Annotated in this window: 26 protein-coding genes and 1 pseudogene; 17 read left to right on the forward strand and 10 right to left on the reverse strand. The window is 35.0% G+C overall.

Translation table 11 applies throughout. The features are described from left to right. The first annotated feature begins 167 nt into the window (after positions 1 to 167). Positions 168 to 1,355 carry a pyridoxal phosphate-dependent aminotransferase gene (locus GQ594_RS07890; RefSeq protein ID WP_160412048.1) on the forward strand — a complete coding sequence of 396 codons (1,188 nt, stop codon included), beginning with the start codon at positions 168 to 170 and terminating at the stop codon, positions 1,353 to 1,355. Between the two features lie 90 nt (positions 1,356 to 1,445). On the opposite strand, the gene GQ594_RS07895 is transcribed toward GQ594_RS07890, so the two are convergent. From GQ594_RS07895 to zapB, 4 genes are all read right to left on the reverse strand, one after another. Further along, positions 1,446 to 1,979, reverse strand: coding sequence for a C40 family peptidase (locus tag GQ594_RS07895; RefSeq protein WP_160412049.1), 534 nt, complete (start codon positions 1,977 to 1,979; stop codon positions 1,446 to 1,448). Then, complete coding sequence (locus tag GQ594_RS07900; RefSeq protein WP_160412050.1) at positions 1,927 to 3,285, reverse strand: DUF3482 domain-containing protein; 1,359 nt, start codon at positions 3,283 to 3,285, stop codon at positions 1,927 to 1,929. The genes GQ594_RS07895 and GQ594_RS07900 overlap by 53 nt, the downstream gene beginning before the upstream one ends. Position 3,286: 1 nt before the next feature. Continuing rightward, complete coding sequence (locus tag GQ594_RS07905; RefSeq protein ID WP_160401258.1) at positions 3,287 to 4,594, reverse strand: DUF2868 domain-containing protein; 1,308 nt, start codon at positions 4,592 to 4,594, stop codon at positions 3,287 to 3,289. Between the two features lie 78 nt (positions 4,595 to 4,672). Beyond that, positions 4,673 to 4,918, reverse strand: a complete 246-nt coding sequence (zapB, locus tag GQ594_RS07910) for a cell division protein ZapB (RefSeq protein WP_160401259.1) — start codon at positions 4,916 to 4,918, stop codon at positions 4,673 to 4,675. Positions 4,919 to 5,018: 100 nt separating this feature from the next. Between zapB and tpiA the strand changes: the two genes are divergently transcribed. Further along, entirely contained in the window at positions 5,019 to 5,783 is a 765-nt protein-coding gene (gene tpiA, locus GQ594_RS07915; protein ID WP_160412051.1) for a triose-phosphate isomerase, read from the forward strand. 63 nt (positions 5,784 to 5,846) lie between these two features. On the opposite strand, the gene GQ594_RS07920 is transcribed toward tpiA, so the two are convergent. Next, a complete protein-coding gene (locus GQ594_RS07920) occupies positions 5,847 to 6,074 on the reverse strand; it encodes a helix-turn-helix domain-containing protein (RefSeq protein WP_160401261.1) in 228 nt (75 codons plus the stop codon). A 162-nt stretch (positions 6,075 to 6,236) separates the two neighbouring features. Here GQ594_RS07920 and GQ594_RS07925 point away from each other — a divergent pair, with 162 nt between their 5' ends. The 8 genes from GQ594_RS07925 to GQ594_RS07960 all read left to right on the forward strand — a co-directional run bounded on the left by GQ594_RS07925 (position 6,237) and on the right by GQ594_RS07960 (position 14,625). After that, on the forward strand, positions 6,237 to 6,926 hold the full coding sequence (locus GQ594_RS07925) for a S24 family peptidase (RefSeq protein ID WP_160412052.1): 690 nt from the start codon (positions 6,237 to 6,239) through the stop codon (positions 6,924 to 6,926). 282 nt (positions 6,927 to 7,208) lie between these two features. Next, positions 7,209 to 8,327, forward strand: a complete 1,119-nt coding sequence (gene mnmA / locus GQ594_RS07930) for a tRNA 2-thiouridine(34) synthase MnmA (protein WP_160401263.1) — start codon at positions 7,209 to 7,211, stop codon at positions 8,325 to 8,327. 1 nt (position 8,328) lies between these two features. After that, the gene (hflD, locus tag GQ594_RS07935) at positions 8,329 to 8,976 is read left to right on the forward strand and encodes a high frequency lysogenization protein HflD (protein WP_160412053.1); all 648 of its coding nucleotides are present in this window, start codon (positions 8,329 to 8,331) and stop codon (positions 8,974 to 8,976) included. A 47-nt stretch (positions 8,977 to 9,023) separates the two neighbouring features. Then, positions 9,024 to 10,394 (forward strand): adenylosuccinate lyase, encoded by a 1,371-nt coding sequence (gene purB / locus GQ594_RS07940; protein ID WP_160412054.1) that lies wholly within the window; start codon positions 9,024 to 9,026, stop codon positions 10,392 to 10,394. Between the two features lie 140 nt (positions 10,395 to 10,534). Continuing rightward, the gene (gene hemC, locus GQ594_RS07945) at positions 10,535 to 11,455 is read left to right on the forward strand and encodes a hydroxymethylbilane synthase (protein WP_202112523.1); all 921 of its coding nucleotides are present in this window, start codon (positions 10,535 to 10,537) and stop codon (positions 11,453 to 11,455) included. Next, on the forward strand, positions 11,452 to 12,192 hold the full coding sequence (locus tag GQ594_RS07950) for a uroporphyrinogen-III synthase (RefSeq protein ID WP_160412055.1): 741 nt from the start codon (positions 11,452 to 11,454) through the stop codon (positions 12,190 to 12,192). The genes hemC and GQ594_RS07950 overlap by 4 nt, the downstream gene beginning before the upstream one ends. Before the next feature lie 17 nt (positions 12,193 to 12,209). Beyond that, positions 12,210 to 13,715, forward strand: coding sequence for a uroporphyrinogen-III C-methyltransferase (locus GQ594_RS07955; RefSeq protein ID WP_160412056.1), 1,506 nt, complete (start codon positions 12,210 to 12,212; stop codon positions 13,713 to 13,715). Between the two features lie 10 nt (positions 13,716 to 13,725). Further along, positions 13,726 to 14,625 carry a heme biosynthesis HemY N-terminal domain-containing protein gene (locus GQ594_RS07960; RefSeq protein ID WP_160412057.1) on the forward strand — a complete coding sequence of 300 codons (900 nt, stop codon included), beginning with the start codon at positions 13,726 to 13,728 and terminating at the stop codon, positions 14,623 to 14,625. A gap of 89 nt (positions 14,626 to 14,714) precedes the next feature. Here GQ594_RS07960 and GQ594_RS07965 read toward each other — a convergent pair whose 3' ends face one another. Both GQ594_RS07965 and GQ594_RS07970 read right to left on the reverse strand, forming a co-directional pair. After that, the gene (locus GQ594_RS07965) at positions 14,715 to 15,038 is read right to left on the reverse strand and encodes an AzlD domain-containing protein (RefSeq protein ID WP_160401269.1); all 324 of its coding nucleotides are present in this window, start codon (positions 15,036 to 15,038) and stop codon (positions 14,715 to 14,717) included. After that, complete coding sequence (locus tag GQ594_RS07970) at positions 15,035 to 15,730, reverse strand: AzlC family ABC transporter permease (protein ID WP_237398392.1); 696 nt, start codon at positions 15,728 to 15,730, stop codon at positions 15,035 to 15,037. The genes GQ594_RS07965 and GQ594_RS07970 overlap by 4 nt, the downstream gene beginning before the upstream one ends. A 218-nt stretch (positions 15,731 to 15,948) precedes the next feature. Between GQ594_RS07970 and gmk the strand changes: the two genes are divergently transcribed. Then, positions 15,949 to 16,578: a guanylate kinase gene (gene gmk, locus GQ594_RS07975; protein WP_160412058.1), complete on the forward strand. Its 630-nt coding sequence runs from the start codon at positions 15,949 to 15,951 to the stop codon at positions 16,576 to 16,578. 51 nt (positions 16,579 to 16,629) lie between these two features. On the opposite strand, the gene gloA is transcribed toward gmk, so the two are convergent. Next, entirely contained in the window at positions 16,630 to 17,037 is a 408-nt protein-coding gene (gene gloA / locus GQ594_RS07980; RefSeq protein ID WP_160401271.1) for a lactoylglutathione lyase, read from the reverse strand. A 221-nt stretch (positions 17,038 to 17,258) separates the two neighbouring features. Then, on the reverse strand, positions 17,259 to 17,756 hold the full coding sequence (locus GQ594_RS07985) for a glycine zipper 2TM domain-containing protein (protein WP_160412067.1): 498 nt from the start codon (positions 17,754 to 17,756) through the stop codon (positions 17,259 to 17,261). A 165-nt stretch (positions 17,757 to 17,921) separates the two neighbouring features. Here GQ594_RS07985 and GQ594_RS07990 point away from each other — a divergent pair, with 165 nt between their 5' ends. From GQ594_RS07990 to pgm, 3 genes are all read left to right on the forward strand, one after another. Beyond that, complete coding sequence (locus GQ594_RS07990; protein ID WP_160401272.1) at positions 17,922 to 18,107, forward strand: hypothetical protein; 186 nt, start codon at positions 17,922 to 17,924, stop codon at positions 18,105 to 18,107. Positions 18,108 to 18,129: 22 nt separating this feature from the next. Further along, entirely contained in the window at positions 18,130 to 18,633 is a 504-nt protein-coding gene (locus tag GQ594_RS07995; protein ID WP_160412059.1) for a replication initiation regulator SeqA, read from the forward strand. Between the two features lie 101 nt (positions 18,634 to 18,734). Beyond that, positions 18,735 to 20,372: a phosphoglucomutase (alpha-D-glucose-1,6-bisphosphate-dependent) gene (gene pgm, locus GQ594_RS08000; protein ID WP_160412060.1), complete on the forward strand. Its 1,638-nt coding sequence runs from the start codon at positions 18,735 to 18,737 to the stop codon at positions 20,370 to 20,372. A 123-nt stretch (positions 20,373 to 20,495) separates the two neighbouring features. Here the strand turns inward: pgm and GQ594_RS08005 are convergent. Continuing rightward, positions 20,496 to 21,646 (reverse strand): IS3 family transposase gene (locus GQ594_RS08005; RefSeq protein ID WP_160412061.1). Its coding sequence is split into 2 segments (ribosomal slippage): positions 20,496 to 21,400 and positions 21,400 to 21,646, totalling 1,152 coding nucleotides; the frame shifts between segments, so codons are not numbered across the junction. 182 nt (positions 21,647 to 21,828) lie between these two features. On the opposite strand from GQ594_RS08005, the pseudogene GQ594_RS08010 reads away from it, so the two are divergent. From GQ594_RS08010 to GQ594_RS08020, 3 genes and pseudogenes are all read left to right on the forward strand, one after another. Next, positions 21,829 to 22,086 (forward strand): annotated as a pseudogene (locus GQ594_RS08010) (transposase); the annotation flags it as partial. A gap of 83 nt (positions 22,087 to 22,169) precedes the next feature. Next, positions 22,170 to 22,451, forward strand: a complete 282-nt coding sequence (locus tag GQ594_RS08015; protein ID WP_160412063.1) for an IS3 family transposase — start codon at positions 22,170 to 22,172, stop codon at positions 22,449 to 22,451. 44 nt (positions 22,452 to 22,495) lie between these two features. Continuing rightward, positions 22,496 to 22,879, forward strand: a complete 384-nt coding sequence (locus GQ594_RS08020; RefSeq protein ID WP_337189486.1) for an integrase core domain-containing protein — start codon at positions 22,496 to 22,498, stop codon at positions 22,877 to 22,879. Positions 22,880 to 23,723 lie beyond the last annotated feature (844 nt).

The raw sequence follows: 23,723 nt of genomic DNA on the forward strand, positions 1-23,723 counted from the left end.
TGTGCAAGTTTAGATTAATCTGTCCTGAATAATAACCATCTTATCGTTAACTTTTTGTTATCTAATACTTTACAAATAAGTAATCTTAGTAATCTTTAAAAAGTTGGTATTATTTTTGCTTAATTAATAATTGACCACATAAATATTAATTAAGCGAGAGGTGAATCATGATATCCAATTTAAATGTCAGTAGAAGAAAATTAATCACATTTTCAAGTGCGGCAATTGCAGGGCTATCTATTAATCAATTATTATCTAAAGCCCATGCGATAGAAGCGCAAAACTCAATTTCATTCTCGCTACCTATGCTTGAAAATGTAGCAACACCAGATATTAACAATCCAATAAGACTCAATTTCAATGAAAATGCGCTTGGTATGTCACCACTCGCAAAACAAGCAGCAATCGATGCCGTACCAAAAGCTAATCGCTATGCCAAAGCCGAAATGCCAATGCTTAATAAACGATTAGCTCAACATCATAAAGTTGATGATTCTCAAATTTTATTAACTGCAGGCTCATCGGAAGGTATTCGAAGCGCTATTGCCGCTTTTGTTAAGCCAGATACTCAATTAGTCATTCCAGATCTTACTTATGGTGATGGAGAACATTTTGCAAAGATCTTTAATTTAAAAATTACTAAAGTACCAAGTTTGTCTGATTGGCAGATAGATATAAAAGGCATACAAAAAGCTGCTGAAGATTATAATGGATTTTCAATTGTTTATTTGGTTAATCCAAATAATCCTACTTCGACTGTTTTTACAACAAACGAAATCGAACCTTGGATAAAAAGCAAACCTAAAAATACGATCTTTATTATTGACGAAGCTTATGCTGAATTTGTTAATGATCCTGCTTTTAAATCAGTTGATGAATTAATTGCAAAAGGTTGTGACAATATCATATTACTTAAAACATTTTCAAAAATCCATGCAATGGCAGGATTACGAGTCGGTTATGCAGTCAGCTCACTTGAAAATATTCAAAATATGGCTCAATATGTAGCTGGCGAAAAGCTCAACTATTGTGGTGTTTGTGCTGCACTTGCTTCTATGGATGATCAACCATTTTTAACTTATTCTAAAAAAGCGGTTGATGTATCACGTCAAATCATGGAAAAAGCACTATCAGACTTAGGATTACACTATTTAAAATCACAAACTAATTTTATGTTTCATAAAAGTCCGATTAATTTAAAAGATTATCGTGAATTAATGAAAAATAACTTCATATTGATTGGAAGAGATTTTGAACCAGCAACAAACTGGTGTCGAATATCACTTGGTTCACCGAGCGAAATGCTCTATGTAGCAAATACAATGAACGAATTAAAAAATAAAGGACAAATCTAACAATAGCTTTATTACAGATAAAAAATAAGCTCTTTAATATTGATTAATTTAAAGAGCTTTTTGTTATTACATTATTCTTCAAAAGGAAGCTTAACTACCCATTACACGTCGCGTCATCCAGTAATGCTTCTTCCAATAACTTTCGTTTAAACTTGAATAGATAACACCTTTTGATGTCGAAGCATGTAAAAACTTACCATCAGCATAATAAATACCAACATGCAAACCACTACGGCTCCGACCTGTTTTAAAAAATACTAAATCGCCAGCTTTAGGTGTGTTTACCTTAACACCTAATCGAGCCTGCTCTGCCGCACTTCTTGGTAAGTTTTTTGAAAGCCTATTTTTAAAAAAATTCATCACTAAAGCAGAACAATCACTACCTGACAAAGTTGTACCACCATAACGGTATGGTGTGTTTTGCCATTTTTTATAATGAGATTCTATTTTAGCCAATATAGTCGGATCAGATTTAGTACTTTTAACAGAAACCTGTCCTTGACTAGTACTACAACCGAATAACATAAACAAAGAAAAGATCAATGTACTTATTAAAAAATCTCTCTTTATATTAATGGAATTGCTGAGCAACGTTCCTAATAATCGATTGCCTTTTTTTGTCATTTTTTTTTGTTCCTTTATTTAACGTCGACCAGTACGAATAACGTCTAGCTACCTTTAAACTTTTAGGTAACACACCTTTTTCCCATTCATTTTTATCTAATTTAGATAACCTAACAGGTCTCGTATCCGCATGACCGCGATGATTTAAACTTTCTTTAAGGCGAATTAATCGTAAAGAAAGAAAACAAATAATAACATCATCAACACTTAATTTACTATACCCAGAAAGCTGATACCGCATTCTAGAACCATAATGTTTCGCAGTTTGCACCAAACTGCCAACTACAGCGCCAACCAACGCGGCAGAACCAAGTGAAATACCACCTGTTGCTACATCAATACTTGCACCAATTGTTGCGCCTGACACAAAGCCTTTAGTCAAATGCATACCCACCGTTTTTAGTGCATCAACATTAAAAAGGTCAGCATTATAACGGCCTTTGATTAAAGGCAAGCTCTCTTCACTCTCTTGAGTTAAATCGAATTGATACAATTTTAATAATTCATTAATCGCTGTTTGTTCTCGCTTTCTGACTTTATTTTGCATATCAGCAATGGCTCGGTTATCGTCTAGTTTAGCCATTTTGGAAAAAGCGGTAACATCAACAAGCGTTTCTGCAATAATTCGATTAGCTGTTTTATTTCGAGAATCACGAATTTGTGAGATTTTATCTAGCCAATTATCTAATATTTCTTTAGCAGGTTCAACCAATAAAGCAAGGCTATGATACAATCGCTCTTCACCATCTAAAGATGGGAATATAGCGTCGAACTTAATAATAGCATGAATCCCAACTCGTGACAGCAATCTTTTCCATTCTTTTTCATTTTGGTCATTACCCGATATAAAATTCAAAACTGCTAATATGGGTTTATCACTATTAGATAAAATAGATAACTCATCGTGATACTTTGCCAATATTGGCTCTCTGACATCTATCACATAGATAGCCACATCACTATTTAGTAGCTGTTTGATGACTTTGGCTTCTTGATTAAAAGTGTTTTCAGCCTCTGGACTTTGTAAAAAAAGAGTTAATTTATCAACACCATCAAGTTTTTTATTAGCAGGAACAAGTTGGTTAATATAATCATAAAGCGCCAAACTGTCTTCTAACCCTGGTGTATCATAAAAAACAATCGATTTATTTTGCTCAAGCGGCAAAGTTATTGATTCAACATGTCTTGTGGTGCCAGGATGGTCAGATACATGACCAAAATGGCTATTGCGAATTAAGGTGCGTAATAATGACGTTTTACCAACATTGGCGTGACCAACTACGGCTAATTTTAATGTTGATAGCATACTAAATATCCTCACTTAGCCAATCTGGTTCAGCTAATTGTAAAGAGAGCGATTGCCAATTATGATACTGTTTGCCTTGATTAATAAACCAAATTCGGGTTTGTTGTGATTTGTTAATCAGCTGATTAATAAAATTCAATAACCCTCTATCGGGTGCTCTATCGGTATCAATTGCAATTAGTAATTTTTTAGCTGGTGTTAATTGAAAGTAATCTAAAATATTATTACGTTGTTCTCTTGTATTTAAAAAACCTAAAAATTTAACAGACTCAGGATGATGCCAACTTTCGTGCACATCTACTGCAACCAAAAAAGAGCCCTTACCATCTTCAATTGGATGTACAGGAGAACACCATTGATGGTTACTGTATCCTAATCTATCGGCATCTTCAATGTTAACAATTAATGGCTGCAATTGGTTTGCTAATACTTGATAGTCAGGGTGTGTAATATTGAGTTTAATATAACGACAACTAACCAACCAGTTAACACCGCAGAATATCATACATAACACCCTTACCAATAACCCATAAGCAATAAACACCCCCAACAGCCAAACAGCCCATGACGAACGAACTTCGCCAGTGTTTAAAGCATTTTCGCTTAATTTTATTATGTCATCTTTAGGGATATCAAAACCAAATAATGAAGGTAAATAGCCCAAATAGTGCGTTAACCGAATAATAGTATCAGAACTAAGTAATGTAGTTTGCCATTCAAAACTATAATACTTAGTTGAAAATAACACTACTAACACTAGCAATGCACTACTTAAAATCACAGTCCAAAACAGGTTAAGCACAAAACCGATAAGCCAACGCACGCGGGTTCCAAACAATTCAATAAATGCAGGAAAAAGTTGTTGTATGGTCTTTTTTTGAGAAAGTTTTTTAGCTAACCACAACCAGCAATGAATTAATAAACTACCACCAAAATTAGAAAAGAAAAAAAATGAACAAAGCCAAATAGATAATGTAATTAAGTGCACACCTAATAGGCTAAAAAGCGCCCAATACAAATTGATGGGGTTCTGGTTTACTGCTCCCAAGGCTAAGGAACCACCTAAAAATACAGAGAATAACAGTAATAAGACAAAAGAAAACTTTACAGACTGTATTAGTATTTTTTGCGAAGAATATAGGCCATTTTGCTTTGACAACATAGTTGCTCGCATCACAATTCGATCAGTGAGCGATATTTGTTCAGCTCTTACTTGTCGGTTAATATCTTGGTCAGCAAACCGTCCAGATTCGGCTTCAATTAAATGGATAGTTTCAGTCAGCCAGAGTGATTTTAGCTTTTGTCGCATTAAACTTAGCCTTTACCATTATCAACAATTAAGAATAAAAGAAACGCGACCTAAGTCGCGCTAAAAAATTTGAATCAATTATTGTGTAATTTCGCCAATTTTACTTAATAATGTTTGAATACGTTGTTGCCATATTTGTTGATCTTGTTTGAGTTTTTCGTTTTCATCACGTAATGCTTTCATTTCATCAGAACTATCATTAATCAGTTGTTCCAACTCTTGATTCCCTTGTTTTAAAGTAGCGATCTCTTGTTGTAATGTGGTGATAGTATTAACGGTATGCTGGATTTTATTTTCCAATTGATTCAATATTTCTAATGACATATTTTTCCTCAAGCTCAATTTATTTGGTGTATAATGCTAACTATTATACCGAATTCATTCTAAAATCAACACTATTTTAAACTTTAAGTTGGAGAAAATTATGCGTAAACCACTTGTTATGGGGAACTGGAAGCTCAATGGTAGTAAAAACATGGCTAAAAGCCTAGTTGCAGGGCTACGAAATGAGCTATCAAATAATACTGCGTGCAATGTAGCAATTGCACCACCGGTTGTCTATCTTGATTTTGTAAAACATCAATTAGATGGTTCTAATATCATTTTAGGTGCTCAAGATGTTGGCGTAAATCTTTCTGGTGCTTATACTGGAGAAATATCAATCGAAATGCTAAAAGACGTTGGTGTAACTCACGTTATTATTGGACACTCTGAACGTCGTACGTATCATAAAGAATCAGACGAATTTGTTGCTAAAAAGTTTGGTGTCATTAAAGAAGCAGGATTAGTACCAGTATTATGTATTGGCGAAACTGAAGCTGAAAACGAAGCAGGTCAAACACAAGCTATCTGTGCTCGTCAAATTGATGCTGTGATTAAGGCACTTGGCATTCAAGCATTTAATGGTGCGGTTATTGCTTATGAACCAGTTTGGGCAATTGGAACTGGAAAATCAGCAACTCCAGCACAAGCGCAAGCTGTTCATAAATTTATTCGAGATCATATTGCTAAACAAGATGAAAAAGTAGCGCAGCAAGTGATTATCCAATATGGTGGTTCTGTTAATGATAAAAATGCAGCCGAACTCTTTACTCAACCTGATATTGATGGTGCATTAGTAGGCGGAGCATCATTAAAAGCTGATGCTTTTGCAGCGATCGTTAAAGCAGCCGAACAAGCTAAAAAATAAATCGTCGCATAGCAAATAATAAAAAAGACGCTAATAAGCGTCTTTTTTATTTTCAAACTAATATTATTTTTTAGTTTTTAATTGATAACGTGAAGGCCAAATTTGCTCAACAGGGACTTGTAAATAATCAGAAATAATTCGCTCATACTTTGGACAATGTCGATATAAAGCATTTCTTAAAGTATCAGCCTGTAATCCACTAGATCTCGATAATGCTCTTAAATTTCCGCCTCTAATTTTAATTTCGCCCACCACTCTAGATGGTGTCCAGTCTTGATCTTGTTCTCTCATTATGAGATCCTCTATAGGTTATAGTTTTGCTATTGTAAAGATTATCGGTCTTACAATGTTAAAAATAAATATTCATAAGATAAGAAAATATGGGCAGAGAATAGCACATAAAAAAACGAATTAAAATAAAAAAAACGAAAAGCACACGAAATGGAATAAAAAATGACAGAAAACAAAGTAAAAAAACAAAATGAAAAAGAAAAAATACAGATTTTAACTGATACAGGTGTAATTGGTTTTAGGAATAGACTAAATCTAGTATTAGAAGGTATATCAGGTAATGCCTTTGCCAAAAAAGTTGGTATGTCAGAGGCGGTTATACGAGATTATTTATCAGGGAAAACCTATCCAGCATTAAATAGACTTGCAATTATTGCTCAAAAATGCAACATTCCTATAGAGTGGCTAGCAACAGGAAAAGGAGAATGTAGGTTATTGTCAGAATCTGAATGCCAAGGTTCAGTCCACATTCCATTTCACCATTTAAACGAAACAAGTAAATTTTACCCACAAATAGAATCAATTCCGTTTGATCTATCCTTAATAAAACATCAAGGCTGTAACCACAAAGACTTAACCGCAGTATGGGCTAAAGGTGATAGCATGGAACCAACAATATCAAATCATGATATTCTTATCATCAACAAGACTCATAACAAACCGATTGATGGCTATTTGTATGCTGTTGAGTATGAGGACCAAATTAGTATAAAACGAATACAAAATCAAGGTGCTAACTTAGCATTACTTTGTGATAATCCTAAATACCCAGCAATTATTGGTGATAAGTATGAACAACAAGACTTTAAAATTATAGGACTTGTTGTTTATCTTTTAAAAGACTTTAACTAATTTCCATTTAATCTTTAAATAATAACAGTTTTATAAGTTTTGTTTAATAAGGCTGTTATTATTTTATGATTTCGTTTTTTTATGCGAATATTTAATAAATAAAAATAAAAAAATCGTAAAAGCACCTTTGAATATAAATTTAAAGCAAAAGTTGGTATTAAATTAATATAAATCACAATTGAATATAGTGTTCTTTATCTGCATAACTTTATGCTTTTTGCCTTAGTTATGCTAAAATTGAAACTAAATTTTTTATTAATTTTACCTATTAATATAGCTATTATGACAAATATAAACTCTCGAAAAAAAGTCGTTGTCGGTATGTCAGGTGGCGTCGACTCTTCTGTTTCAGCTTATTTATTACAACAACAAGGATATGATGTTGTTGGGTTGTTTATGAAAAACTGGGAAGAAGACGACACTGAAGAATACTGTTCAGCTGCCATTGACTTAGCTGATGCACAAGCCGTTTGCGATAAATTAAACATCAAATTACATACAGTTAATTTTGCTGCCGAATATTGGGACAATGTATTTGAACATTTTTTATCAGAATACAAAGCAGGCCGAACACCAAACCCAGATATTTTATGTAATAAAGAAATAAAATTTAAAGCTTTTTTAGAATATGCAGCTGAAGATCTTGGTGCTGACTTTATTGCTACAGGACATTATGTTCGCAAACGCGAAACAAATGGAAAAGTTGAATTATTACGTGGTATAGACACCAACAAGGATCAAAGCTACTTTCTTTATACCTTGAGTGAAACACAAGTAAGCCAAAGCCTGTTTCCCGTCGGTGAACTTGAAAAACCACAAGTGCGTCAAATTGCAGAAAAACTTGGTTTAGCGACGGCTAAGAAAAAAGACTCTACAGGTATCTGCTTTATTGGTGAACGAAAATTCACTGACTTTTTGGCTCGTTATTTACCAGCACAAGCAGGCGATATTCGCACTGTTGACGGTGAAATTATTGGCAGACATCAAGGGCTTATGTATCATACGTTAGGACAACGTAAAGGATTGGGTATTGGTGGTTTAAAACAAGCCGATGATACGCCATGGTATGTGGTTGACAAAGATCTAACAAATAACGAGTTAATTGTGGCACAAGGTCACGATCACCCTGCTCTATTTTCACACGGATTAATTGCTCAACAACTACATTGGGTTGACCGTAAAGTGGTCACCGAACCATTCAATTGTACGGTTAAAACACGCTATCGCCAACAAGATATAGCGTGCCAAGTGGTACCATTAGCTGATGATAAAATAAAAGTCATATTTGATAATCCCGTTGCTGCTGTTACACCAGGTCAATCAGCTGTCTTTTATCAAAACGAAGTATGCTTAGGTGGCGGTATTATTGAAGAACAAATAAAAAGCAGTAAGGAGTACTAAAGTGAATAATAAATACCATCATATTGCCATTGCCCTTGCCGGTGCAACACAAAGTGCAATATTGGTACCACAACTAGCTAACACAGGTATTTGTAGTGCAACACTTTATGAACAAGCAATAAAAAGTATATTTAAAACCTCGCCAAAAACAACGGACGATGTTTATGATGGTATTAAAAATATCAAAACAGGATTACAAACACTAATACAATTATTGTCGTCAGGACAAAAAGAGCACGTCCAAACTATTCGTTACCTGTTTGGCTCTCTTAGTATTACAAACAAATTATTAAAAAATAAAGACGCATTAGATAAGATAGACCAACGATTAAAACGCATTTCAGGACTTTATTCTGATATAAATGATCAAACCGTTGGTATTAATGTTGATGATATATCCTATTCATTAGCTGGAATCTATTCTGATATCATTAGCCCGATATCAACTAAAATCAAAGTTATTGGCAAAATTGAATTTCTACAAAACTCATTAGTACAAGCAAAAGTAAGAACAGCACTTTTGGGTTGTGTTCGATCAGCCATTTTATGGTACCAAGTTGGCGGCAGTCGTTTTCAGTTTCTTTTTAGCCGTAAACGCATTTGTGATGCAGCCCAACAACTATTAGACCAAATTAATCGCATAAACTAATTTGTACTTTATAACTGATATTTCAAAATAATAACGGAGTTAAACCGATGGAATTATCTGCACTTACTGCCCTTTCACCAATTGATGGACGTTATGGTGAGAAAACAACAGAATTACGCACCATTTTTAGCGAATGTGGTTTACTAAAATACCGTGTTCAAGTTGAAGTTCGTTGGTTACAAAAGCTAGCCTTACAAGCAGATATTTTAGAGGTACCAACCTTAAGCCAGTCAGCCATCAACCACCTTAACCAAATTGTTGAGCAATTTAGTGAGCAAGATGCTAATCGTATCAAAGAAATCGAAAAAACCACTAATCACGATGTCAAAGCGGTAGAATATTTTTTAAAAGAAAAAGTCAGCACTAATGAAGAATTACATGCAGTTAACGAATTTATTCATTTTGCTTGTACATCAGAAGATATTAATAACTTATCTTATGCATTAATGCTAAAAACAGCCAGAGAAACCGTCTTAGTTCCATATTGGAATAAACTGATCGAAAAAATCACCTCACAAGCCAAGTCTTATCGTGATTTACCGCTACTTTCAAGAACGCACGGACAACCTGCTACACCATCAACAATAGGTAAGGAATTTGCCAATGTTGCTTACCGTTTAAAACGTCAATTAAAGCAACTACAATCGGTTGAAATACTAGGTAAAATTAATGGAGCCACAGGCAATTATAATGCACATATGGTTGCTTATCCTCAAGTGAATTGGCATCAATTTAGCGAAGAATTTGTTAGATCACTAGGGTTAAATTGGAACCCTTATACTACTCAAATCGAACCTCATGATTATATTGCCGAATTTTTCGATTGTGTGGCTCGTTTTAATACCATTATGATCGACTTTGATCGTGATGTTTGGGGATATATTTCGTTAAATCACTTTAAACAAAAAACCATTGCTGGCGAAATTGGCTCATCAACAATGCCACATAAAGTCAACCCAATTGACTTTGAAAACTCAGAAGGAAATTTAGGTATTGCTAATGCTATCATGAACCACTTAGGTAGCAAATTACCTATTTCTCGTTGGCAACGTGACTTAACCGACTCAACAGTATTACGCAATTTAGGTGTAGGTATTGGTTATGCTATTATTGCTTACCAATCAACACTAAAAGGATTAAATAAACTTGAAGTTAACCAAGACTATTTACTTGACGAGCTTAACCGTAACTGGGAAGTATTAGCCGAACCAATCCAAACTGTAATGCGCCGTTACGGCATTGAAAAACCCTACGAAAAACTCAAAGAACTAACCCGTGGTAAACGTGTTGATGCAAAAGGCATGCAAGAATTTATTGACTCATTAGATCTGCCCGAAAGTGAAAAAACACGACTAAAACAATTAACACCAGCTAATTATATTGGTTATGCAGTTAGTTTTGTTGATGATTTAGATTAATAACTTAAATTTAATTAGCCAAATACAGTTTACACTGTATTTGGCTATATTGATTTTTAAGTGATTAAATTAACCAGTACCGATATACAAATTGTGCAATAACACAAACCATTTAAGCAAAAATAAAACGGAAAATTCCATTGAACATTCGCATTGCAACACGAAAAAGCCCTTTAGCGCTATGGCAAGCTAATTTTGTTAAGCAACAATTGCTAGCCGCTCACCCCCATTTAACAGTGGAATTAATTCCTATGGTTACTAAAGGCGACATAATGCTAGACAGCCCCCTATCAAAAATTGGTGGCAAAGGGCTATTTGTTAAACAACTTGAACAAGCCATATTGAATAACGACGCGGATATTGCTGTTCATTCTATAAAAGATATTCCCACCGAGTTCCCAGAAGGATTAACTCTAGCCACCATTTGCAAACGAGGCGATGTTCGTGATGCGTTTATTTCAAATAAATATTCAAGCATAAGCGAACTCCCAGATGGTGCCATTATCGGAACATCAAGTTTACGACGTCAATGCCAATTAAGAGCTAAATATCCACATTTACAAATTAAAGATCTTCGAGGCAATATAGGTACTCGCCTAGCTAAACTCGATAATCAAGAATATGATGCTATTATTTTAGCGTCTGTCGGTTTAAAACGCCTAGAATTAGAAAATAGAATAAAACAATATATTGATACGGACTTAATTTTACCCGCTGTTGGTCAAGGAGCAATTGGAATTGAAACTCGAACAGATGATAAAAAAATATTAGATATTCTTTCCGTGCTTGATGATAAAAATAGCCGCGTTTGTATTCAAGCAGAAAGAGCAATGAACAAAGCGCTACAAGGTGGCTGCCAAGTGCCTATTGCTTGCTATAGCCAACTAAGCAATGATATTTTAACTTTAGAAGGATTTGTTGGACGTATTGATGGTATGCAAATAATTAAAGCTAAATTACAAGGCTCTGCAAACCATGCAGAACAACTTGGCCACAATCTCGCAATACAACTATTAAATCAAGGCGCCGACAAAATATTACAGGAATTAAATGGCGAATGATTTATGTAACAAGACCCTCGCCAGAAGGCGAGGAGCTAGCTAAACAACTAAACTTTGCCAATTTATCAGCAGCTCACCTTCCTTTATTTGATATTTTACCCGGAGCTGAACTGGTTGATTTAGAGCAACAACTTAATTGTCTTTTACCATCAGACATTGTAATTGCACTATCGCCACAAGTTATTCACTCCATCAAAACCTATTTACCCGACTTATCTTTTCCAGCAAATACGCACTATTTTGCAATAGGCAAAAAAACAGCAGAATTATTAAGCCAACTAACTACAACCAAAGTTAATCACCCTAAACAAGAAGATAGCGAAGGTTTATTAGACTTACTAAAGAGCGTAGCACTAGCACATCGTACCATACTAATTTTACGGGGTAATTCAGGAAGAAATTTATTAGCAGACACATTAATAACCCAACAAGCTCAGGTTAAAATACTAGAATGTTATTACCGTAAACCAATAACCTATTGTGACAATATTTTAGCTAACAACATAAACAGCCAAATCATTATTATTACCAGTGTTGAGCACTTAATGCGACTTGAGCTTTATTGTCAAAAACAACACAAACAGCAAGCTCAACTCATTGTTACTAGTGAACGAATTTTAAAAAAAGCACAACAATTAAATTGGCAAAATATTTTACAAATAGCGGGGGCGAATAATCAAATTTTATTTAAAACAATGTTAACTCTATGTCATAATGCCAACATCAATTTCGAATAATCTAAATGAGGTCATTTATGCCGTTAAAATATTATGGTGCCAATGCGACACTTTCAACAATAAGCACAACTTCATTTAGTCAACCAACAATAACAGCGATTGAAAATGAAGCGAATGAAACTATGAAAAAAGACAAAAAAGATCAAACAACCACTCAACCCAATCCTGCAGTAGAATCGAAAGCCCAAACCAAAAACATTAATAGTAATAATGACAATATAGGCAAAACAAAAGTTTCAAAATTATCGATAATAGCTATAGCATTAACCGTTTGCTTAGGTGGATTTGGTTTTTATTATGGCCAACAGCAATTTGCAAAACAACAAAAGACCATCTCAACATTACAAACCGAACTGGCCAATTTAAAACAAACAACCAAGCAGAGCATAACAAATGATTTACACAGCAGCATTGAAGATGCTGTTAATAAACAGAATCAACAGTTCAGCAAATTAGAACAACAAGTAGAACGTCAACTTAGTGATCAACAAAAAGTACAACAACAATTAAGCAACCAAGTGAATGACACATTAAAGCTCAATGAACAAAGCCTACAAAACATCAACGAGCGTTTAGCGGCTATGTCAACCACAGATCATAAAGTTTGGTTAATTTCGCAAGCAAATTATTTAGTCCATTTAGCGGGGCGTAAAATTTGGAATGACCAAGATTACACATCAGCACGACTATTACTTAAAAATGCCGACGAAAGCCTAGCTCAAGCTGATGATCCTAGCCTATTACCAGCACGACAAGCAATTAGTAAAGATATTAACTCACTAGCTCAAGTCAGTTTTGTTGATACTGATGGCATTATTATTAATTTAATTGGATTGTCAGATGCCCTTACCGAATTACCTCTAGTTGGCCATTATCAAGAAATCGACCTTGGAATGACACAATATAGCGAAGACTCAGCCAATAAAAATGAGAACAAAGCAGTCCAAGTCGAGAACATAAACACAGAAAACACTAACACAGAAAATTCTCACGCAGATAACAATCAACAAGTACATACAAATAATACAACTGAAGATAAAAAGAACGAAATAACATCATCAGCCGGCGATTGGTCTAGCAATTTATTAAGTAGTGCTAAGACTTTTATGGATAAATTTATCACCATTGAAAAGCAGGACAATAAAGATAACAACTTCAAAGCATGCTTAGAACAAGCAGGTCAAGATGAAAAACAAATTGTCCATTGCCAAATATTAAAAGCACCATTAAGCATAGAACAATCACTTTACCTACGTGAAAACATCCGTTTCCGCCTATTGATTGCCGCACAAGCAGTGCCAAGACACCAAGACTTAATTTACCAACGCGCACTTAACGACACTGCAACTTGGGTTAATGCTTATTTTGATGGTAACGCACCAAGTGTCAAAGCATTTATCAATGAGCTTGATAATTTACAAAATCAATCAATCAGCAATCAAAGTGTACCGGAAAACCTAACTAGCATCAGCGAACTTGAAAAATTAATGCAAACTCGTGTTCGTTCAATGTTGGCAAAATAGGAGAATAATCATGATAAGAATACTAATTATTTTCTTAGTGCTAGTAGGTGGATTTTTCCTTGGCCCATTATTGCAAGGACACCAAGGCTCAGCAGTATTTGAATTTGCCAACTATCGTGTCAGCATGTCATTTAATTCATTTATGATACTTGAATTAATTGGCTTACTTTGTCTTTATTTAATTTATTGTATCTTCAATAAAATATTTAACTCTAAAACAACGCTTGGCAACTGGTTACGCTTAAAATCACCTAAAAAATCAATAAAACGTCTTGAACAAGCACAATTTTTATTGTTAGAAGGTGATTATCAACAAGCGGCAAAGTTATTTACAAAAAGTGCCAAAGGGGCAAAAAATACCACTTTATCGTATTTACTTGCCGCACAAGCACAAATTGACAACGATGAATTAATTCAAGCCAACCAATCGCTAGAACAAGCGGCTAGAACCTGTCAACCTAAAGAGATATTTGCCTTTCAATTAGTACAAATTCGATTGCAACTAAAAAACCACGAGTACACAGCCGCACGCATCGTGTTAGAACAACTACTAAACGAAAAACCACGTAATGTGGAAGTGCTACGATTAGCCGATCAACTTTATTACGAAACTGGTGATTATCAAGCGGTTATCGATCTATTACCAGCAATGTATAAAGCTAAAGCTTATAATGAATCGCAACTAGATCAATTTAAACAGGTAGCCTATATTGCCCGAATCAAACAATTATCAACTGACTGTGATACGCAAACACTAACCAAATGGTGGCATGCGCAACCACGAGCGATATTGAATAATATGACATATCAAAAAGCGATGGCAACCTATCTTAATCAAATCGGCCAAAATAGCGAAGCTGAAAAACTATTAAAATCGATTAACAAACTTGAACAAAAAGAAAGAACTTAATAAAACATAAAAAAAACAGGGCAACTGCCCTGTTTTTGTTTTAACAAACAATAAAAAATTAACCAAAGCAATTTATTAATAAGTTCAAATTACATAATAAAATAACGAATCAACGCCATAAAACACATACCTGCAACCACAATACACATTAAGTTTTTAGTGATCACAGCAACAATGACTGTTGGAATGGTCGCCAAACAATATTCCACATGAAAATCAGGAAACTGCCCCTCTTTTGCCACAAATAAATTTTGCACAAATAAAGCAGTCAAAATACACAAAGGTACATACGACAAAAAACGAATTACCACATTCGGTAACTGAAACTTTCGAACCAGCATGAAAGGAACCACTCTTGGTAACCAAGTGACTAAACCACACCCTAAAATAATCAATAAACTATAAATTGTCACGCATCACGCTCCATAGCCATACCCATAAAACATCCACCAAAAGTGCTAATTAAAATCGCCATTTCGGGTGACACAAAACGCATTAATAAAATTAGCATAATTGCAACGGTTAACATTACTAATAGTCGATTTTTAAGACTTTTGCTTTTATCACCAATCAGTTGCAAATAAAGTAAACCAATAAACATGGCAACCAAGGCATAATCTAAACCAAACAAGTTTGGATCAGGTAACCATTCACCGATTACTGCCCCTAAAAAACAAGATAAAATCCAAGCCAAATAAGCTGTTACATTAAGCCCATGCATCCAAACAGCATTGACGGGAACTTTATTGGCTATGGCACTCATTACAACGGCAAAACTCTCGTCAGTTAATAAACTACCGATAGCCATATTATTAAAAAATGAGAATCTACGAAAAGCGGGGGCGGTTGCCATGCTCATTAAAAAATGACGGGAATTAACTAAAAAAACAGTAAAAATAATAGCTGAAACAGGTGTAGCCACCATCATTAGACCGGCAATAATAAACTGTGCTGCACCAGCATAAACAATCACAGCCAATAATGTAATTTCAAGTACAGATAAATTTGCTGACTTTCCTACAACACCCGCAGCAATACCAATACCAATATAGCCTAATAAAGTTGGAATACAAGCATAAACACCATCTTTAAAAGTCAAAGACATAATCATTCCTTAACAATAACAATACATGATTTTATAAATTAATATTGTGGATATTGCAAACCAATCATACTGTCCTATAACCTAAAATATTAAACAGTAAATTATTTTATTGGCTCACAATAAACCACATTTTTTTACCAAATTTTGTTATAATATCGCTTAATTTATATCAATGACAATAAAATAACGCAATAGCAACCAACGTGGCAAACATATCTATGTATACAGGAACTTTATTTATTATCTCTGCACCGAGTGGAGCAGGAAAATCAAGCCTTATTCAAGCTTATTTAAACCAAAATCCAAAACAAGCAAAAGTATCAATTTCACATACAACTCGCCAGCCACGACCAGGCGAATTACATGGCGAACATTATTATTTTGTGGATCATAAACTTTTTGAATCCTTAATTGATAAAAATTCTTTTGTAGAATATGCCAACGTATTTGACCACTATTACGGCACATCTAAAGCAGAAATAGAACAAAGCTTATCACAAGGAATTAATGTGTTTTTAGATATTGATTGGCAAGGAGCAAGACAAGTACGCCAAAAAATGCCTCAAGCAAAAAGCATCTTTATATTACCACCATCACTAAAAGAGTTAGAAAACCGCCTAATAAAACGTGGACAAGACAACAGTAGTGTTATAGCCAAAAGAATGCAAAAAGCCCAAGCCGAAATTTCGCATTATAACGAATATGATTATGTTATTATCAATGACGATTTCGACACCTCATTAAGTGCCTTAAGTGCAATTATTACCACTGCTAGCTTAGAGCAAGCAAAACAGGCAACCATTAATCCGCAATTATTAAAAGATTTATTGGGTAGTGATTTAAATTAAAACACCAATAATATCGCCGAAATTTCAATCGGCGATATTATAAAAAAGCCTTTAATTACCTAAAGCTTGATCAGCCTGATCATTTTGAATCAACTCTAACTTATAACCATCAGGATCTTCAACAAAAGCAATAATCGTTGAACCACCTTTTACAGGTCCTGCTTCGCGTGTTACCTTGCCTCCTGCTTGCTTAACAGCATCGCACATTTTAGCCACATCATTAACACCAATAGCAATATGACCAAACGCCGTTCCATGATCATAGTTATCGGTATCCCAATTATAAGTTAACTCAATCACTGAACTCGTTGTCTCATCGCCATAACCAACAAAGGCTAATGAATATTTGTATTGTGTATTTTCACTGGTTCTTAGCACTCGCATACCCATTACACGGGTATAAAAATCAATCGAACGCTGCAAATCACCAACTCGAATCATAGTATGTAAAATACGCATCGGCTTACTGTTCCTTTAATATAATAAATAAAATAATAGAATAAAAATTTTGTTGAGTTTATACGTTAGTGCTTAGACAGGCAAATTTTTGTTATTGATTGGATATTTTATGATACATAATCAAAAGCTAACAACAATCGTATACCTAAAAAACCATTTTGCTCACCATCAAAGTGAGCAAAATTAAGTATTATCTTTTGATTTATTATTTTGATTAGCGGTTATCTTGATTGATTGCTATAACGTGGCGAAGCACTAATTTGCTTACCATTAGTAACTAAACGAACCGCTTGACCAGCAAAGAAATCTTTAGCTGAACCTTTTTGCACAAGCACAATGTTTGAACCATTCTCTTGTTTGATTTCTAGCTCGACAGCACTTGCTTGGCTAGTCTTATCTTGAATGACATCCCCCAAAATTGCACCACCAATAGCACCTGTTGCAGTCGCTAAAACTTGGCCAGAACCATTACCAATAGTATTACCTAAAACACCACCTAAAACAGCACCACCTAAGCTACCTATAATATTTTCGTTTTTACCATTTGTGTTATTAGCTTGAATTTTAACAGGTCGAACTGAAACAACTGTACCATAACTCACTTGCTGAACTTGTTTGGCTTGTTCAGCGGTATAAACATCGCCAGAATAGATATCACTATTGCTACATCCAGATAGAATTGCAGCTAAAATAGTTAGTGTGACGATTTTTTTCATAATTAATTCCTCATATAATATCGGTATCTTTTTATTATACCTTGTTTAGAATAAATTATTAAGAAAAAACGACAATATCATTTTCATTATTTTATCAATAGCTAATACAATTTATGCTTAAGTTAGGTTATACTCAGCACAATAGTTTATTCAGCGTACAATGAGTATATGAAACGGTTATTTTTTCAATTAATATTATCGGTTATGATAACGGCTTGTCATGATGCAAACCAAGCTCCCCAAAAAAGCGAGAGCGTTGAATTTAAACAACCATCAAATGATTGTTTAAATAACGAATCGACTCATGATTCGCATCTTAACAAAATTCCTGCTTTAGGATGTCCCGTAAAATAATTTAATAGGCACATGTAACACAATGAAAACGATAGAAATCGACGAAGAATTATACCAATTTATTGCTGGTCAAACCAAACACATTGGTGAAGATGCATCAAGTATATTACGACGTTTATTGAATATAAACCAATCAACCTCAGCAAAACAAAATACCATCGTCAAAAAAGAAAACCAGTACCCTCTTTTTAACGATTTATTAACTAGCGACACATTCATAAGCGAAAAATCCATTATCAGCCGTTTTATATTATTGCTCAGTGCACTGTATAACTATAATCCAGCGCTTTTTGCTATTGCAGCAACATCACTGCATGGTAGTAAACGACAATACCTAGCTAAAGACAAACAGTCTCTTGAAGCATCGGGCAAAAACACCAAACCCCGCGAAATTACTGGCACACCTTATTGGGTAATTAGCAACACAAATACAGCTAGAAAACAATATATTGTAGAATCGATAATGAGTGACATGGGCATATCTGAAACTATGATAAACCAAGTTACTAACGCTTTCTTACCTTAACAGAAAAAACAAAAACAAATAAAGCTAAAATGTGACAACACACAACGTGTTCACATTTTAGCTATTATAAAAAAACATATTTAATGAAAGAGGATAAAAAAATGGCCAAGCAAAGCCGTGCAGGAATGTTAGCTCAACCATCAGATCTCATTAATGTTGAAACATTACGCAATAACTATTACCAGATTCAACCTGATACGGATAACGCTAGCCAACTAGTCATATTTGGCACATCGGGCCATCGGGGCAGTTCAAACAAAGGCACATTCAACGAAGCACACATATTAGCCGTTGCTCAAGCCATTGCGGAATACCGCAAAGCCAACAAAGTTACAGGGCCATGTTTTATTGGTCAAGACACCCATGCCCTATCAGAACTTGCATTAAAATCAGTGCTTGAAGTTTTTACCGCTAACGAACAAACCGTTGTTATCGCACAAAATTGGGGATATACCCCAACGCCTGTCATATCACATGCAATTTTAACCTACAACCAAGGCAAACAAACCCAACTAGCGGACGGTATTGTCATTACCCCATCGCATAATCCACCAGAGGATGGTGGCATAAAATACAACCCAACTAATGGCGGGCCGGCGGATACTGACATCACCAAACAAATTGAAAACCGTGCTAACGAACTACTAAAAAATAAACTCAATGGCGTAAAACGTATCACCTTAGACAAGGCTATAAATTCAAATTACGTTCATACCAAAGAGTACGAAACCGACTACATCAACGACCTTGAAAACATCTTAGATCTTGCGCTGATCAAATCATCGTCACTAAAAATTGGGGTTGACCCACTTGGTGGTGCAGGCATTACTTATTGGCCTAGAATTGCTGAAAAATACGGTATCAATCTTAATATTGTTAACAACAAAATCGATCCGACATTCAGCTTTATGCACCTAGATCATGATGAAATCATTCGAATGGACTGCTCAAGCCGTTGGGCAATGGCGGGATTGTTAACATTAAAAGACCAATTTGATTTAGCTTTTGGTAACGACACTGACTTTGACCGTCATGGCATTGTCACACCAAAAGGACTAATGAACCCAAATGCCTACCTATCAACTTGTGTCAATTACCTATTCCAAAACCGCCCACAATGGCACAAAGATATCGCTATTGGAAAAACACTAGTTACAAGCTCAATGATCGACCGTGTAGCAAATAGCCTAAACAAACAATACCTAGAATACCCTGTTGGTTTTAAATGGTATGCAGATGGTCTATACAACGGCAAACTCGGCTTTGCAGGCGAAGAAAGCGCAGGCGCATCATTTTTAAGAACCAATGGCAAAGTTTGGACAACCGACAAAGACGGCATAATCCTATGCCTACTTGCTGCTGAAATGACTTCAAAAGTGGGCAAAAACCCACAAGAACAATATCAAGAGCTTGAAGCGAAATTTGGCGTATCTTATTACGGACGAATTCAAGCACCTGCATCGTTTAGTGAAAAACAAAAACTAGCCAAACTTGATGCTAGCCAACTAACGACCGACAGCCTAGCAGGCGAAAAAATCACCCAATGCCTAACCACTGCGCCAGCTAACAATGCCGCAATTGGTGGGCTTAAAGTGATTGCAGAAAACGGCTGGTTTGCTGCTCGCCCATCAGGAACAGAAGACGCCTATAAAATCTATGCAGAAAGCTTTATAAGCAACGAACATTTAAATACACTACAGCAAGAAGCCCAACAAATCGTGGCTAAAGCAATTAAATAATAGTAAAAGCTACAAAAAACAGCAGCTACTTGGTTGCTGTTTTTCTATGTAGAGATTTTACTAAAAAACCTAGATTACACCATGAAGTGCAATTCGTCTTAGCTCCTGCTACTCGCCGAAATATTAGACAGTGCCCACCTCTATCATTTTTTCATTTTGGTAATATTGTTGTTCATATTGTTCAGGTGATACCCAGCCATTGGCTGAATGACGGCGTATCCGATTATAATAGATTTCAATATATTCAAATAGTGCTTTATTAGCCAGTTTCCTCGTTTTGTAGTAACAGTCATGAATAATATGTGTTTTGAGTGTATGAAAAAAACTTTCAACAACCGCATTATCAAAGCAGTTTCCTCTTCGACTCATGCTTTGCCTTAGCTCATATTGTAACAATAATTGCTTGAAATCAGTGCTGCAATATTGGCTTCCTTGGTCACTATGGATGAGTACATTTTTAGGAAATTGACGCCGAAATAAGGCTTGTTTTAATGTATTACACACTAAATGGCGGTCTATGTAGCGACTCGTTTGCCTAGCAATCACTTTTCGTCCATATAAATCGATAATCACCGACAAATATAACCCACCTTCACCCGTTTTAATATAAGTAATATCGGTTACCCATGTCGTATTCGGCTTATCAGGGTTAAATTGCCTATCTAACGTGTTGGGCGCAATATTGTGATGAGCCGTATCTGTTTTATACTTGAATTTACGTGCTGCTTTACTCCGTAATCCCAATTGTTGCAAAACACGGCTAATTGTCCTTTCTGAAACTTGATAGCCCGCTTCTCTTGCATCATGAAGCAGGCTTGGCGCACCCAAACGGGCTTTATGTTGCCAATACTGCTTTTGGATATACTCGCTGAGTTTGGTTGATTTGTTTGCTCTTTTTAACCAAGCATAATAACCCGATGAACTGACACCAAGTAATGAGCATATCCTAGTAACGGGATAGCAGATTAAATGGTTTTTCATATAAGCGTACTTCACCGACTTGGATTGTTGATGAAGTACACATGCGCCTTTTTTAGTATATCATTGGCCATTTTCAGTTCTTTAATCTCTTTTTCTAACGCCATAATCCGTTGTTGCTCAGCCGTTAACTCTCGACGGCTGGTTTTATTCGGGGAAAGTTGCCTAATCCATTTATCTAGGGTTGATTTACCCACACCTAGATGGTTGGCAAGTTCGCTGATAGAAAGGTGTGCATTAGATAACGCATAATCCACTGATTGTTGTTTGAATTCGATACTAAATTTTTTGACCATGATATTTGTCTCCTATGATTTTTGTTTATATCATAGAGGCGACTTTTGTCCACTTTTTGTGCTTATTGGATCGGCTACACTAAATCATACAACTTTTTTAAGGGGTAATGTAAACTTATCACAACTAAAAAGGAACAAATATGAATAAGATTAAACGCAAAAGATGAACATTCACTGATGATTTTAAACACCAAATGGTTAGTCTTTATCAACATGGTAAATCACGTAGTGAAATCGTTGTAGAATATGATTTGACACCATCAGCACTAGACCGTTGGATAACGCAAGCAAGCCAAAGTGGCTCATTTAAAACAAAAGATAATCGTAGTCCACAAGAACAAGAGTTAATCGCTTTGCGTAAAGAACTTAAACAGCTCCGTACGGAAAACGATATTCTAAAGCAAGCAGCACTGATAATAGGGCGAAAATCGCTATCCTAAAAACAAACCGACATCGTTATAACATAACAAAACTATGTCAATATTTAGGATTATCAAAACATTACGCTTATTATCAGTGTAAATTGAATAGACAAAAATCAGTAGGGCTTTATGCCGATAAAATCGTGACGCTATTTAATCAGAGCTATCAGTCTTATGGGACAAGACGAATTCGTTTTGATTTGCAAAAAGAGAATATTTGGGTGTCACGCCGTTACATTGCTTGGGTGATGAAAGCCTTATTTCTAGTATTAAAATACACCGTTAAACGTTATCAATCTCACCATACGGAAGTGAATAAAACAGCCACAGAAAATCACCTGCAACGACAATTTGACGTAGGTGATAATGTTGTTGCGGATTAACCTATATTCGAGTTAAGCAACGTTGGAACCATTTATGTGTTTTAGTGAACTTATCCGATAGGCAGATTGACGGTTATCATGTTGGTAAATATAAAACTGCAGAGCTTGTCATGTCGGCATTAAGCCAAATTAAACAACCATTATCAAAATTGGATTTATTTCATTCAGACCGCGGTAAAGAGTTTGATAATCGGTTATTAGAAAATTGTTTTAAGACATTTAATATCACGCATTCATTAAGCAAGAAAGGATGTCCTTATGACAACGCGGTAGCGGAAGCGACATTTAAAACAATTAAAACGGAATTTGTAAAAGGCCAACGTTTCAAATCAACAACTGAGTTACAACGCGCTTTTTCGGCTTATGCCTACTGGTATAATCATAAACGATTACATTCTCCGTTAGGCTACTTGCCTCCTGTTGAATAAAAAAACACTTACCCCTTAATTTTTTGTTTGAAAATGTGTTGCCATTCCAAAAATAAATCGACAACCAATCTGAACTGTTGGCTATTTTTATATCTAGGTTATTAAAAAATAAATAATCGGGGACAAAATCGATCGGGTGACCAAATCCGTGCTGCACCGCACCCGCCTACAGGATTTTCGCATGAAATATTTTTCAGTTTTTAACTTATAAAAAAGAGCGGGGAAAATAATTAATGTTATAACTAATAATAATATTTTTATTTTAGGTGAACAATAAACAGGTGTATCAAAATCTCAAACAAACCATAATTATTTAATAATCAAGTAATTGCTAAATAATTAAACTGAAATTTATAACGTTTATTAACTTTAGTAAGTTAAATCAAAAAAACTCTATCAATAAAAAGTTTTGGAAAATTTTAACCACCATTTTACCGCCACTTGCTATTATCTATTTAAGGAGTTGTTAGGTAATTCATTGATTTTTATGGGGGCGCGTCCCGGAGTCGAACCGAGGTAGACGGATTTGCAATCCGAAAACATATTATTATAAATCAACTAGTTATAAAAATAACTTAGAATATACAGTGCTTTTTATCGATTTTTTTATCGTTAAATATCAATAAGTTGTTCAATTATGTTCTCATATATTCTAACACTTTTTGCGACCATTTTCTCGAAAATTTCACATCAAAAATAAATCATCATAAAATATTCCCCAAACGAACTTAACTTATCATGATAACAATAAAATACACGCTACCAATTTACATACGTCAAACGCCCGCCGATTACGAAAATGAAATTACGGGCGAGTGCTACATTATCAACAGCGACGACGAGC

The organism is Gilliamella sp. Pra-s52 (genome assembly GCF_009795805.1).
Lineage (GTDB): Bacteria > Pseudomonadota > Gammaproteobacteria > Enterobacterales > Orbaceae > Gilliamella.

What these genes read in the sequence shown, in the direction of transcription:
- GQ594_RS07970 (WP_237398392.1), bottom strand. Translation starts at nt 15,730, where the DNA reads ATGTCTTTGACTTTTAAAGATGGTGTTTATGCTTGTATTCCAACTTTA.
- GQ594_RS07995 (WP_160412059.1), top strand. Translation starts at nt 18,130, where the DNA reads ATGAAAACGATAGAAATCGACGAAGAATTATACCAATTTATTGCTGGT.
- GQ594_RS07905 (WP_160401258.1), bottom strand. Translation starts at nt 4,594, where the DNA reads ATGCGACAAAAGCTAAAATCACTCTGGCTGACTGAAACTATCCATTTA.
- GQ594_RS07920 (WP_160401261.1), bottom strand. Translation starts at nt 6,074, where the DNA reads ATGAGAGAACAAGATCAAGACTGGACACCATCTAGAGTGGTGGGCGAA.
- mnmA (WP_160401263.1), top strand. Translation starts at nt 7,209, where the DNA reads ATGACAAATATAAACTCTCGAAAAAAAGTCGTTGTCGGTATGTCAGGT.
- tpiA (WP_160412051.1), top strand. Translation starts at nt 5,019, where the DNA reads ATGCGTAAACCACTTGTTATGGGGAACTGGAAGCTCAATGGTAGTAAA.
- gloA (WP_160401271.1), bottom strand. Translation starts at nt 17,037, where the DNA reads ATGCGTATTTTACATACTATGATTCGAGTTGGTGATTTGCAGCGTTCG.
- gmk (WP_160412058.1), top strand. Translation starts at nt 15,949, where the DNA reads ATGTATACAGGAACTTTATTTATTATCTCTGCACCGAGTGGAGCAGGA.
- pgm (WP_160412060.1), top strand. Translation starts at nt 18,735, where the DNA reads ATGGCCAAGCAAAGCCGTGCAGGAATGTTAGCTCAACCATCAGATCTC.
- GQ594_RS07890 (WP_160412048.1), top strand. Translation starts at nt 168, where the DNA reads ATGATATCCAATTTAAATGTCAGTAGAAGAAAATTAATCACATTTTCA.
- GQ594_RS07950 (WP_160412055.1), top strand. Translation starts at nt 11,452, where the DNA reads ATGATTTATGTAACAAGACCCTCGCCAGAAGGCGAGGAGCTAGCTAAA.
- purB (WP_160412054.1), top strand. Translation starts at nt 9,024, where the DNA reads ATGGAATTATCTGCACTTACTGCCCTTTCACCAATTGATGGACGTTAT.
- GQ594_RS07955 (WP_160412056.1), top strand. Translation starts at nt 12,210, where the DNA reads ATGCCGTTAAAATATTATGGTGCCAATGCGACACTTTCAACAATAAGC.
- GQ594_RS07900 (WP_160412050.1), bottom strand. Translation starts at nt 3,285, where the DNA reads ATGCTATCAACATTAAAATTAGCCGTAGTTGGTCACGCCAATGTTGGT.
- GQ594_RS07895 (WP_160412049.1), bottom strand. Translation starts at nt 1,979, where the DNA reads ATGACAAAAAAAGGCAATCGATTATTAGGAACGTTGCTCAGCAATTCC.
- GQ594_RS07925 (WP_160412052.1), top strand. Translation starts at nt 6,237, where the DNA reads ATGACAGAAAACAAAGTAAAAAAACAAAATGAAAAAGAAAAAATACAG.
- zapB (WP_160401259.1), bottom strand. Translation starts at nt 4,918, where the DNA reads ATGTCATTAGAAATATTGAATCAATTGGAAAATAAAATCCAGCATACC.
- GQ594_RS07990 (WP_160401272.1), top strand. Translation starts at nt 17,922, where the DNA reads ATGAAACGGTTATTTTTTCAATTAATATTATCGGTTATGATAACGGCT.
- GQ594_RS07960 (WP_160412057.1), top strand. Translation starts at nt 13,726, where the DNA reads ATGATAAGAATACTAATTATTTTCTTAGTGCTAGTAGGTGGATTTTTC.